The 12,688-nt window shown below is 57.9% G+C and carries 8 protein-coding genes; all 8 read left to right on the forward strand.

The window, feature by feature from the left end; genetic code table 11:
* The coding region (locus H6G53_RS16710) for a transposase (protein ID WP_190534899.1) at nucleotides 1-894 on the forward strand (894 nt) is incomplete at its 5' end.
* A 128-nt stretch (nucleotides 895-1,022) separates the two neighbouring features.
* Complete coding sequence (locus tag H6G53_RS16715; protein WP_190534902.1) at nucleotides 1,023-4,739, forward strand: diguanylate cyclase domain-containing protein; 3,717 nt, start codon at nucleotides 1,023-1,025, stop codon at nucleotides 4,737-4,739.
* A gap of 106 nt (nucleotides 4,740-4,845) precedes the next feature.
* A complete protein-coding gene (sixA, locus tag H6G53_RS16720) occupies nucleotides 4,846-5,427 on the forward strand; it encodes a phosphohistidine phosphatase SixA (RefSeq protein WP_242030943.1) in 582 nt (193 codons plus the stop codon).
* Nucleotides 5,428-5,444: 17 nt separating this feature from the next.
* Nucleotides 5,445-6,677 (forward strand): citrate synthase, encoded by a 1,233-nt coding sequence (locus H6G53_RS16725; RefSeq protein ID WP_099535070.1) that lies wholly within the window; start codon nucleotides 5,445-5,447, stop codon nucleotides 6,675-6,677.
* A 24-nt stretch (nucleotides 6,678-6,701) separates the two neighbouring features.
* On the forward strand, nucleotides 6,702-7,658 hold the full coding sequence (locus tag H6G53_RS16730) for an energy-coupling factor transporter transmembrane protein EcfT (RefSeq protein ID WP_190534907.1): 957 nt from the start codon (nucleotides 6,702-6,704) through the stop codon (nucleotides 7,656-7,658).
* 169 nt (nucleotides 7,659-7,827) lie between these two features.
* Nucleotides 7,828-9,870, forward strand: coding sequence for a hypothetical protein (locus H6G53_RS16735; RefSeq protein ID WP_190534910.1), 2,043 nt, complete (start codon nucleotides 7,828-7,830; stop codon nucleotides 9,868-9,870).
* Between the two features lie 51 nt (nucleotides 9,871-9,921).
* Nucleotides 9,922-10,965 (forward strand): tRNA lysidine(34) synthetase TilS, encoded by a 1,044-nt coding sequence (tilS, locus tag H6G53_RS16740; RefSeq protein ID WP_347343153.1) that lies wholly within the window; start codon nucleotides 9,922-9,924, stop codon nucleotides 10,963-10,965.
* Between the two features lie 274 nt (nucleotides 10,966-11,239).
* Entirely contained in the window at nucleotides 11,240-12,409 is a 1,170-nt protein-coding gene (locus H6G53_RS16745; RefSeq protein ID WP_242030944.1) for a pentapeptide repeat-containing protein, read from the forward strand.
* Nucleotides 12,410-12,688: the final 279 nt, after the last annotated feature.

Raw genomic sequence — 12,688 nt, forward strand, 5'->3', positions numbered from 1 at the left:
TGCACTGCCGTTCGAGAAGCCAAGAAAAGCTTCAAAAAAGACGGACAAATTCGCAAATGTCGCTTCCGTAGTCGCAAAGATCGACAACAAACGATCTACATTCCCAAATCAGCCATCAGTGAAAACGGTGTTTACCACACCATCTTGGGAAAAGCAGCCCTAAAAGAATCAATTCCTGGTGGCTTCAGTGATGGTCGGTTGACACTTGCCTATGGCGAGTATTACCTGATCACCTCAACAGAAGTGCAACCCATTCAGTCCGAAAACCAAGGGCGAGTGGTTGCCTTAGATCCCGGTGTCCGCACATTTATGACCTTCTTTGCTGAATCCTTCTACGGATGGATTGGCAATGACTCGAACTTGCTGATTCAAAAGCTGTGCTTCAAGCTGGATCGCCTGATTTCCAAAATCACCAAGGCTAAATCAGCCCAGAAGCGCCGCTTCAAGAAAGCCGCCGATCGCTTGCGTTCCAAGGTGCAACACCTGGTGAAAGAACTTCACCACAAAACCGCACGGTTCCTGACTGAAAACTTTGATGTGATCTTGCTGCCCAGCTTTGAATCCTCTCAAATGGTGAGCAAATCACGTCGAAAGATTAAGTCGAAAACCGTTCGACAGATGTTGACCCTATCGCATTACCAGTTCAAGAAACATCTGGAGTGGAAAGCCTGGGAGTTGGGCAAGGTTGCCTTGACCGACATCAACGAAGCCTACACCTCTAAAACCGTTTCGTGGACAGGTGAAATCGTCAAGATTGGCGGCTCTCGGATCATCAAGTCAAAAATCGATGGGCGGTCAATGAATCGGGATCTAAATGGTGCTCGTGGGATTTTCCTACGGGCATTGGTTGATACGCCTTGGTTGAGAGACCATCTCAACTTATGCATTTGTTAGCATCCGTTAGCAAAAAAGTATCGGTTGAGTTTGGTCGCTGCTGGGCAAGCCTAGATGATGCCGCAACCTCAACTGAGCAGAAATTGAGCAGAAATTGAGCAGAAAACCTTGATCAGAAAACAGTTTTCATGATTCAGCAGTTGCGACGTTTGCCACTCCCGATCGTGTTGGTTGTGCCATTCATGGCGCAAATCTTGGTCATCGTGAGCTTGGTGGGATATTTGTCCTATGCTGGCGGCAAATCGTCCATTTTGGGTGTGTTGGCGCAAATGCAGCGGGATACGGCCGATCGCGCCGATGACCTGTTGCAGGAGGTTTTGCGCGGGTTACAAGACGCGAACCAACGAAATGCGAATAATTTGCGCCCGATCGTGGGCCAGCAGATTCAACAAACCAACACCATGCCCCAAGGGGGGCAACTCGATCGCCACCTGTGGAATCAGGTGATTACCAGTGATGATGTGGACTTGGTGGGGTTCGCAACGGCCACCGGGGAGTTCACGGGGGTTGAGCGTAACAGTCGGGGCAAGCTGCTGATCCGCAGCACCACTGATAACGGGGAACTTTGTCGCTATCTCGTGAACCATCAGGGCGATCGCCAGGCCCAGGTTGATTGTTTGCCCAACGTTCCCAATCCAGATTTTCGACAGCAGCCTTGGTATCGAATGGCGGTTGGGACAGGGGAACCCACTTGGAGCATTATTGATCCCCCTTTTCAGAAAATCACGACTTATTTAAGTGTGACTCAACCGTTGTGGGGCGATCAGGACCGCCCATCGGGCGTGTTGATGGCGGGGCTGCGGCTTTCGCATCTGGGGCAACGGCTGGCCACAATGCAAGCGGGAAAACCAGGGCAACTCCTGATCTTGGAACGGAGTGGCCATCTCATCGCTGCCTCCACGGGGGAAAAACCGGCGGTGCTGCCCTTGTCTGGGGGAGGTCGCCAGCGCCTGACGGCCACCAGCAGCGAGAACCCCGTGACGGCGGAGGCTGCCCGAACTACAATGCGGTTGATTCAGGGCCAGCAACCACTTCAGGATCGCCAAGCCACGATCACGGTGAACGAGGAACAGTACGCTGTTTTCTTGCGGCCGTTCAACGATGCCAGCGGTTTGGACTGGTGGTTGGTGGTGGTGACTCCCCATCAGGTCTACAGCAGCCCCCTGGAGCAAAATCGATGGCTGATTTTGGGGTTGTGTGGCGGTGCAATGGTGCTGGCGGGGTTAACGGGTTGGGGGTTGGCCCATTGGGTGACGCGGCCGTTGATGGAGGTGCATGAGGCAGCCCAGGCGTTGGCCAGTGGCCAGTGGCAGCGACGGGTGACGGGGGACGATCGCCCCGATCGCTTGGGGGAATTAGCCCGGGCCTTTAACTTCATGGCCAATTGCGTGGAGGGGGCTTTTATTCAACTGACGGCCCAAAATCAGGAGCTACGGCGAATCGATCGGCTCAAGGATGAGTTCTTGGCCAGTACTTCCCATGCCCTGCGATCGCCCTTGGCGGGGATGATTGCCATTGTGGAGTCTCTGTTGCGGGGGACGGGCGGCCCGCTGACTTCCCTGCAAAAAACAAATTTGGAACTGTTGTTGACCAGCAATCAGCGCCTGCAAAACTTGGTGAATGATTTGCTGGATGTGGCGCGGTTGCGCTACGGGGATGTGCGTTTGGATCCGCAGGCGATCGATTTGCGATCGGCGGTGCAGGTGGCGATCACGATGTTGCAGCCCCTGGCCGATCGCCGACACCTGACCCTGGTGATGCAAATTCCTGACCAGTTGCCGCCAGTGATGGCTGACCCCGATCGGCTCCAGCAGATTTTGCTGAATCTATTGGACTATGCCATTCAACAAGCTGCGGGCCAACAGATTCTGATTGCGGCTGAGTTTTTGTCTGAACAAGATATGGTGCGGGTTTCAACGCTCGATCGGGGCCCGGAACCGGCGATCGGGTCTTGGGGGCAAGAGTCGGCCCTTGCTCAGGAGGGTTCGGTGCTGCCCCTGATCGCTGATTCTCCCTCGTCCCTAGTCCTAGAGCCAGCTCAGTTAGATTCCATTGGTGGCCTGAGTGTAACCATCACCAAGCGCCTGGTGGAATTACATGGGGGAACGTTGGCTTTGGGCGATGCTTGCGGCCATGGCTGGCGGGATCCCTTGGGGAATCATCCGGAGAATGCCCCGGGAAATCAGGCAACGACTGCTGCTCCCACAATCCGCGAGCGCATCAGCTTCACAATCCCGATCGCCTGGACAGGGGAACCTCCCACCCTCCAGATTGCCCCCAGCGACCATTGGACAGCGCCCCAGCCCCAGCCCCCAACCACCGCCGATCCCGATTTGCTGCCGTCTCACATCCTGGTGGTGGACGATGACCCACTGATTTTGCAAGGGCTGGCCAATTGGTTGGCGCTGGAACCGGGGTTTCGGGTGTCTGTGGCCCTCAGCGGGCGATCGGCCCTGGCCCAAATTCAGCAAGGCCCGGTACCTGACTTACTGTTGCTGGATTTGCGAATGCCCGACCTCACGGGCTACGAGGTGATTGCCCAGTTGCGCCAAACCTGGTCACCCCAGGCCTTGCCGATCGTCCTGCTAAGCGAGCGAGCCTGTCCCCAGGAAATTGTGGCCGGCTTGGCGGCGGGAGCCAACGATCACCTCACCAAGCCGGTGACGGCCAGCGAACTGATTGCCCGCACCCGGGCCCATTTGCAAGTGCGCCAACTGCAACTGCAACAACAGCGAGCGGCCGCCGAGCATGAGCGCAAAATTGCCCTGTTTCTGGATGCGTTGCCCGTGGGGGTGGCGGTCTATCAAGCGGGGGGTGACCTGCTCTACCTGAACAGCTTGGGGCGACAACTGCTGAATTTAGATCCGAACTTAGACCCGAGTTTGGACCCAAGTTTAAATTCGGCTGTGCCCTTGTCGGTGTCGCTGGCCGATCGCCTGTATCGGGCCGGAACCGATCAACCGATTGAGTTGGCCCAGATCCCGGTGCAGTTGGGCGCAACGGGCCAAGCTGCCGTGACGGAAACCATTGAACTCGATCGGGGCAGCAGGCGCATTCCCTTTGAAATGCGGGCTGTGCCCATCACCGATGAAGCGGGGCAGGTGACCTATGCGGTGGTCACCTTTCAAGACATTACCGAGCGCCAAAAAACCGCTACCATTCTGGCCAACTATTCCCGATCGCTGGAAGCGGAAGTGGCCAATCGCACCGCAGCCCTGATTGAGTCGAATCGTCAGCTCGAAATTCAAATTTTGGAGCGGCAACGGGCTGAACAGGCACTCCAGCGGGCCAACCAAGAACTGACCCGCTTGGCGCAACTGGATGGGCTAACCCAAGTGGCCAATCGACGTGGGTTTGATGAGCACCTGGCGCGGGAGTGGGCCCGCTTGGCGCGATCGGGCCGTCCCCTGAGCCTGTTGCTGTTGGATGTGGACTGCTTCAAGGCCTACAACGACTGCTATGGCCATCCCTCCGGTGATGACTGCCTGATTCAAGTGGCACGGGTGTTAGCAGACATGATTTGCCGGCCGGCGGATCTGGTGGCTCGCTATGGGGGAGAGGAGTTTGCCATTATTTTGCCGGAAACCCCCTTGGAAGGGGCGATCGCCATTGCCCACCAAGTCCGCACCCGGATCCGTGGTCGTCAATTGCCCCATGAGCGATCGATCGTGGCCCCCTTTGTGACGGTCAGCATTGGCGTGTCTTGCCTCGTGCCTAGCAGTGACTGCAAACCTGCGACCCTGATTGCCATGGCCGATTCAGCGCTCTACTGTGCAAAACAGGCCGGGCGCGATCGCTATTGTGTGCGAGCCAATCACCCCTCGATCGGGCAAGCGGCGGTCTAGCCACGGTGAAAATTAGAAAATAATTAGAAACTCACTAGAAATTTTTGGAAACTTTTGGAAATTTGATGAGCACCCCGGAGTTGGCTAACCTGGTTTGGCTACTGGTTTGGCTAAAACCTCCATGTCCTCCGTAATTTCTGCCATTGAGCTGTATTTAATTCGCCATGGCATCGCCGCCGAACGCGGCACTTATGCTAACGATGATGATCGCCCCCTTACCCCCGTGGGCCAAACCAAAACCCGCGCCATGGCCGATCGGCTGCGGGAACAGAAGCTGTGCTTTGACACCCTGGTTACCAGCCCCCTCGTGCGGGCCCGGGAAACCGCCGCCATTCTGCAAGGGGTGGATTTGGCCGCCCAAGTGGAGACTTGGCCCGAACTGACACCCGATCGGGCGATCGACCCTTGGTTAGAGCGCTACGATCAGTGGCGAACCCAGCACCTGGCCCAAGCCGCCTTTCCCGCCAAGCCCTCTTCCCGGCTGCGGCTGGCCCTGGTGGGCCACGAACCCACCCTCAGCCAGTGGGCCAACCAACTAATCTGGGGCGATGGAAACCCGATCAATGATGCACGGGACACAATCGTGCTGAAAAAAGCAGGTATTATTGGTTTGATTTTGCCCCCCATGGGTTCTCCTCTTGGTTGCAGCCAGCTCTTTTGGCTGACCCCTCCCCGATTATTCCTATAGTTTTCTGCCCTTGCCCTATGGCTACACCAGCGACTTCCGATCGCGTCAACGAAAGCACTGGCGATTCAGCCAAAACGGCTGCCCCTGCCTGTGAATTCCGGCCGGGTCTCGAAGGTGTTCCCGCAACCCAATCGGCCATCAGTTATGTGGATGGCAAAAACGGCATCTTGGAATATCGAGGGATGGCGATCGAGGAGTTGGCGCGGCATAGCACCTTCCTGGAAACCACCTTTCTGTTGATTTGGGGCTGTTTGCCCACCCGGGAAGAGCTGGAAGAATTTGAGCATGACATTCGCTATCACCGGCGGGTGAAGTTCCGGATTCGGGACATGATGAAATGCTTCCCGGAAAGCGGCCACCCGATGGACGCGCTGCAAGCTTCGGCGGCGGCCTTGGGGCTGTTTTATTCGCGGCGGGCCCTGCCCAACCCGGCCTACATCCGCCAAGCGGCCATTCGGTTGCTGGCGAAGATTCCAACGATGGTGGCGGCCTTCCAATCAATCCGCAAGGGCAATGACCCAATTCAACCCCGGGATGATTTGGGCTATGCGGCCAACTTCCTGTACATGCTCAATGAGCGCGAGCCGGCTCCCCTGGCGGCCCGGGTGTTTGACACCTGCTTGATCCTCCATGCGGAGCACACGATCAACGCATCCACCTTCTCGGCCATGGTGACCGCTTCCACCATGACCGACCCTTACGCGGTGGTGGCTTCGGCGGTGGGCACGTTGGCGGGGCCGCTCCACGGCGGGGCCAATGAGGAAGTGATCGATATGCTGGAGGCGATCGGCTCGATCGAGAATGTGGTTCCCTACATTGATCGCTGTATCGCGGAAAAGCAAAAAATCATGGGCTTTGGCCACCGGGTTTATAAGGTCAAAGACCCAAGGGCTACGGTGCTGCAAAGCCTCGCAGAAGAACTGTTTGACAACTTGGGCCGCGACCAATATTACGACTTGGCCTTGGAAGTGGAGCGCGTCGTGTCCGATCGCCTGGGCCACAAGGGCATTTACCCCAACGTGGACTTCTACTCGGGCTTGGTTTATCGTCGCCTGGGCATCCCGACGGATCTGTTCACGCCGGTTTTTGCGATCGCCCGCGTGGCCGGGTGGTTAGCCCACTGGCGCGAACAACTGTCCACCAATCGCATCTTCCGGCCCACCCAAATCTACACGGGTGAGCATGGGGCATCGTACCAGCCGATCGAGCAGCGCCAATCTCTCGTGCGGTTTGATACGCTCGCCAACTAGCGCTGCCCTTAGGCGCTGCCGTTCATGGACCTAATGCGATCGCTCCCCTTGGGGCTGTATCTTGAACAACCGGTCACTTGGCTCCATCGCCTGGATTCTCGGGTGAAGCTGGGTTGGCTGCTGGCTTTCCTGCTGATGCCCGTTTTGGCCAGCGGGGTGGCCCGGTTGGGGTTGGTGGCCCTGTTGGTGCTGTTGACCGTGGGGGCCGGAATTCCCTGGCGAGTTTGGCGACAGCAGTTGGTTTGGTTGTTGCTGGTGGGCTTTTTTGCCACCTTGCTCACGGCCCTGTCTCCCGATGGCTATGGCCTGAAATATCAACCCCGATCGCCTGCGGACTTGAATTGGTCAAGTTTGAATTCGTCAAATAATCAAGACCCGGCCAGCGGTTCAGCCCCGGCGGGCCAGGCGATCGCCCCTGAAGCCTTGCCCCAGCCCACTCGATATCGATACTGGTTGGTACAACAGGGCTGGTTGAAAGTGTCCCGGCGATCGCTGGGTTTGGGCGTGCGGGTTGGCAGCTTGGTCTTCATTTTGATTTACAGCACCACGCTGTTTTTGTTGACCACGGCTCCCGAGGAAATTGCAGCGGGTTTAGAGAGCTTGATGGCTCCTTTGGGACGTTTGGGCCTGCCCGTGGCAGAAGTAACCCTGACGTTGACCCTTTCCCTGCGGTTCATTCCGCTGGTGTTGGAAGAGGTGCAAAATCTGGTGCGATCGATTCGCACCCGTGCCATCAACTGGCGGCGGCTGGGCTGGCGCGGCACGATCAAGATTTGGCTGATTTTGGCAGAACGCTTGCTGGAAAATCTGCTAATGCGGGCGGAACAGATGGCCACTGCCATGCAAGTACGCGGGTTCACCAGTCCCGATCGTCATTCTTTGCCCCTGTCTGTGCCTCGGCTGCGGGCCCGGGATGGGGTGGCGATCGGGGTGCTGTTGTTGATTGTTGGGGCGCGGCTCTGGTGGGGGTGGCAACCTTAAAATCAGGGGGCAAATTAGGGAGCGGCCCATTATGAATCTCGTCATCAAAACGTCAGATTAGCGTTTTGGGGATTGCACTCCAGAAAAAATTGCACTCCAGAAAATTGTATGCGTTACTGAGAAAGCCACCCTTTTTTGGGACGCTTGCGAAACGGCCCGAGCAGCGACTATGGATTTAACGCCCCCTTGCCCTGATTCTGACCAAGACTGGACGACGGTTAATTTTCCGGGAGCACTGTCTTTGGAAGCATTGGTTGAGGATGGAGCGGATGGCGGAGCGGATGCGGCCCTGGATCACCTGGCCGATCGGGGCGATCGCATGGAAGCGGGGGCGAACCCGGGTTCGGAGGTGAGCAACTCCCCAATCACCCATCCGACCAGCACCAACCCAGCAGCAACGGGGCCGGCGCGATCGGGCACGGACGTTTTGCAGCCCTATTGGTCAGGCAATCGGCCAGCCCGATCGCCTGCGGAGTTACCATTCCAGCGCGAGGAACCCAACCACGGCGGCTCTCGGTTGAGGGGGTCTCGGCCCAATGATGCCGCCTTGAATGGTTCCCGATTGGGTGACTCTCGACTCCGGGGCGATCGATCCTCAGGCGGTTTGCCCGCCGGGCCCACGGATGTGGCCCAGTTGGTGGCGGTGGCGGAGTCCCTGAACCAAGAAAACGAACAATTGCGGCAACAGGTGGCCCGGCTGGAAACGGCGGTGGCGGAATGCCGGGCCACGCTTGATTTGCAACAAATGCGGGCCCAAACCCAACAGGCCCTCTACGACGCGCGATCGCGAGATTTTGAGAGCACCAAACAGGAAGCGACGCGCTTGGCCGAAGCCTTGGCAGCGGCCCAAACCCAGTTGGCCCAACAGGATCAGGAGCGGGCGGAATGGGTGCAGCAGGAAGCCTGCGATCGGGGACGCATTGCCCAACTGGAACGGGCCTGTGCATTGCTGCAAGAGCAGTGCTTGAAGCAAGCCGATGAGCTGATGCAACTGCAAGGGCGGCAACAGGACTTGCAGGAACGACTCAAGCGCCAACAACGGCAAACCCTGCAACTGCGAACCGCCTTGGAACAATGCCTGGAGCAGGAATATGGGCGATCGGTGTTGCCGCCCCTGAACGAAACGGAACCCCGATCACTGGCGCAGCCGTTGACCTTGGCGCAATCTGAGCCGTCTTCCTTGGGCAGTGATGCCTTGACTGATGATCAAGGTGACTTGACTGATGATCAAGAGGATCAATGGGTTGATCAGGACTGGACTGATCAGGACTGGGCTGATCAAGATTGGGCAGCAGCGGTAACCCCGCCCCAAACACCGGAGCCACCTGCGGAACAGCCGGCCGACCCGATCGATGCCATTCGGACTGAAGAAATTTTGGCCTTGCTGAATTGGGACTTAGAGCAAACCGCTCCCAATTTGTCCTATCAAATCCGGCAGCGATCGCAATTGGCAGCGATCGATCAAGTAACAGCCGATCGCGCACGAACCAATCAGGCACAAGACATTACGCCCAAGGCTTTGCCCCCGATCGAGTCCAATGGGGCGGTCTCCGAGTGGGAATCCCTGCCGGACGCGGTTACAACCGATGACCTTGCTAGCCTGGATCGCGATGGCCTTGATGATCTAGCGGATGCCCTGTGGTTGAGTGATTGGCCCCGCCCCCTCAGTCCTACGGAGCAAAGCGATGTGTTGGCCCGGTTGATGGCCTTGGCGGAAACAGAGGAAGCGGATTTGCCCAGCCCTCTTTCCTCCACGCCAGCCCCCGCGCCGAAGCGATCGATCCAACTACCCTTGACCGAACCGCACCACAGCAGCTCGCCCCGATCGCTGGCGAATTTAGGGATGATCGAAGCCGAATCGGCCCAGCTCGATCGCCCGGCCCGCCCTTTGATTGACTTGTATCCCATTGACTCCCATTCGCCGGACTTCGATCCGCTGTCGGAGCCTGATCGACCGGATCGGAGCGATCGATCTCGGCAACCGGATTCGCTTGAATCTATTGATCTTGTTGATCTTGAACCCATTGATGGGGAAGATTTAGCAACACCTTTGGCGGAGGTGCTATCCCTAGAAGCGGAGTTGATGGATTGGCCGGCGCGATCGACTCCGGTGGCGACCTCAGAACCGTTGCCCCAATGGCCCGCCCCCACCTTGGCCAAACCTCGCAAGCGGCGCGATTCGCTGGCCGCCGTTGAGTTGCCCAAGTTTTAAATGAGAGTCCTCGGCAACTCAACTCTTTAAGGGGCAGGGAGAATAAGAAGGGTGGCGGAACCCTGGAGTGATCAACATGCCCGTTTTCATCAGACCCTGCGATCGCGCGGCTTACTCCCGATCGGAACCAAGGTGCTGGTGGCGGTTTCCGGCGGCCAAGATTCGATCGGCTTGTTGCGGTTGTTGGTGGATTTACGCCGCCTTTGGCACTGGGAATTGGTGGTGGGGCACTGCAACCACGGTTGGCGCTCCGATGCGACCGCCAATGGGGACTTCGTGATTCAATTAGCCAACGATTGGGGGTTGCCCGCCGCCCTGGCCAGTTGGGACGCACCCCAAGCCAACGAGGCGGCCGCCCGCGCCTGGCGGTACGATGCCTTGAGCAGCTTGGCCCAACAGCATCATTGCAGCACGATCGTGACGGGACACACGGCCAGCGATCGGGCAGAAACCTTGTTGCATCACCTGATTCGCGGCAGTGGGGGCGATGGGTTGGGGTCTTTGGATTGGCAACGATCGCTCGGGTCGCTGCAATTGGTGCGTCCGCTGCTGGATTGGACCAGGGCAGAAACGGCGGAATTTTGCCAAACTTGGCAGTTACCCTGCTGGGAAGACAGCACGAATCAGGATCAGCGCTATTTTCGGAACCGGTTGCGATCGCAGGTGTTGCCCCTGTTGCGAGCAGCGTTTAACCCCCAGGTGGAACGCCACTTGGCCCAAACGGCGGAACTGTTGGCGGATGAGGCCCAATGGTTGGAACAACTCACCGCCCAATGGCTGGAGACCCATGGGCACGATCGCGCTGGGCCAGGTCGGGGCAATGGGGGCGATCGGCTCGATCGCGCTCAACTGCAACGGGAGCCGATCGCCCTTCAGCGGCGGGTGTTGCGTCGCTGGTTAACCCAACAAACCGCCCGATCGCCCACCTATGCCCAAGTGGCAGCGGTGTTGGCTTTGGTGAACGCCCCCCAGGGCAGCCAAACCCGTTCCCTGCCTCAGGGGGCTGTGGTGCGGGTGCTTGATCGTTGGCTGATTTGGTTGCCGGCCGAGTCTTCCAGCGGTCAAACTGAGCAGGGCGATCGGTCACTGGGCTGACACTGGGCTGATCAGTTGATCAAAAGAGCAATCTTGATCGAAGGAGCGATCGAGGAGCCGATCAAAAACTGATCAAAAACCAATCGAGAACCGAATCAAGGGCTGGGGAAAGTTCTGCGCTCCTGAACCCGTTAGCTGCCACCCGATCGCTCGCCGTCTTCGCCAACGAATGCTAAAAACGAATGGATGCAAGAGCAGCTTGCCGCCAAACGACCGCGCCAAGAACGAATTTCCACTCGAATTTCAGCCAGCATTTCAACAATATTTCCCTGCCATGTCCGCGATCGAATCCCACTTCCGCAATCGTTCCCTGGCCATTGCTGCCGTTTCCGCCGTTGGCCGCTGGGGGTTAGCTGGCTCGATCGCCGCCCTGGCCATGGGATTTGCCACTCCCGCCCAGGCCAGCGACTTTAACCAAACCACCTTCAACCGGCGCAACTTGGTGCAAAGCAACCAATGCCCCAGTTGCAACCTGCAGGGCAATGATTTGAATGGGTTGGATCTGCGAGGGGCCAACCTGCGAGGGGCCAACCTGCGCGAAACGCTGATCATTCGGGCCAACTTGCGGGGAGCCGACCTGAGCGGCGCGGATCTGCGGGGTGCTTACCTGTGGGGCACAGATTTAACCGGAGCACGCCTCGATGGGGCGAACCTTTGCGGGGCGATCGTTCCCAGTGGTGCGCGATCGAACGTGGGCTGTGTGGACTTTTCCAGCTCTGATTTTCGGCCCTCGCCCCCAACGGCCAGTGGCCCGCAAGTGCTGTCTTTGAATGCAGCCGGGACGGCCGGCCGGGTCACCGGCACGGTCACGAGCGATCGCAGTGATGTGTGGTTGGTGAATGGGCGGCCCGGGCGAATGCAGGTGCTGATTTCTTCCCGCAATAGCAATGCTCGCTTTGATGTGTTGGGGCCCGATGGGTCTCGGTTGGCCACCAATACGGGCGAAGCATTCATTGAAATTCCCAGCGAAGGGCAATACCAAGTGGTGGTCAGCAGTTTACGCGGCCCGGAAACCTATGAACTGTCGGTGGAACTGTCCCCGATCGAGCAGCGGCCCCAATCCACCAACCGCGACGAGAGCAACCCTTGGGAGCGCGAGGTGGTGACTCGTCCTTTCCAGGCGGGCCCCACCCTGGCCGATCGCTCCAACACCTACGCCCTGTCGATCGACCCCCTCAGCCGCTACGGTACGGCCCAAGGAGAGGTGACCAGTGGCGAGCAAGATATCTGGCAAGTGGATTTACCGGCCGGGTCGGTTGAAATCCGGCTTGATTCTTACAATGGCCGCGCCAGGTTCGATTTAACCAATGATGACGGCCGCGTCCTGGCCCGCCAGGTCAGCAAAACGCGCTTCCGGGCCCCGGAAGACGCTCGCTATGACATTTCCGTGGGCACGATGGGCGGCTTCACCAATTACCGACTCTGGGTCAGCTTCGATCAATAATTCGATCAATAACTTGATCAATCAGCTCCACCAAATTCGCAGGAAAATCTATAGGTGCAAGATGCACAAATTGGCTCATTAAGGCACATTGCAAGAGGTACGTTGACAGGCTGTTGCCAGGGTTGAGACTCATCAAGCCTGTCAAGATTGATCATCATTTAGAAGATCATTGGGACTAACCAGCATGACCAATCGCCACTGATCAGCAATGTAGTAGCGCGACATCCTTAAAATATTGGGTCAAAGTTGCGGAGCCAGTCGTGGTAACAAGGGGCTTAA

The organism is Limnothrix sp. FACHB-406 (genome assembly GCF_014698235.1).
In the GTDB taxonomy this organism is placed as follows: Bacteria; Cyanobacteriota; Cyanobacteriia; order CACIAM-69d; family CACIAM-69d; genus CACIAM-69d.

What these genes read in the sequence shown, in the direction of transcription:
- H6G53_RS16715 (WP_190534902.1), top strand. Translation starts at nt 1,023, where the DNA reads ATGATTCAGCAGTTGCGACGTTTGCCACTCCCGATCGTGTTGGTTGTG.
- H6G53_RS16725 (WP_099535070.1), top strand. Translation starts at nt 5,445, where the DNA reads ATGGCTACACCAGCGACTTCCGATCGCGTCAACGAAAGCACTGGCGAT.
- H6G53_RS16730 (WP_190534907.1), top strand. Translation starts at nt 6,702, where the DNA reads ATGGACCTAATGCGATCGCTCCCCTTGGGGCTGTATCTTGAACAACCG.
- H6G53_RS16735 (WP_190534910.1), top strand. Translation starts at nt 7,828, where the DNA reads ATGGATTTAACGCCCCCTTGCCCTGATTCTGACCAAGACTGGACGACG.
- H6G53_RS16745 (WP_242030944.1), top strand. Translation starts at nt 11,240, where the DNA reads ATGTCCGCGATCGAATCCCACTTCCGCAATCGTTCCCTGGCCATTGCT.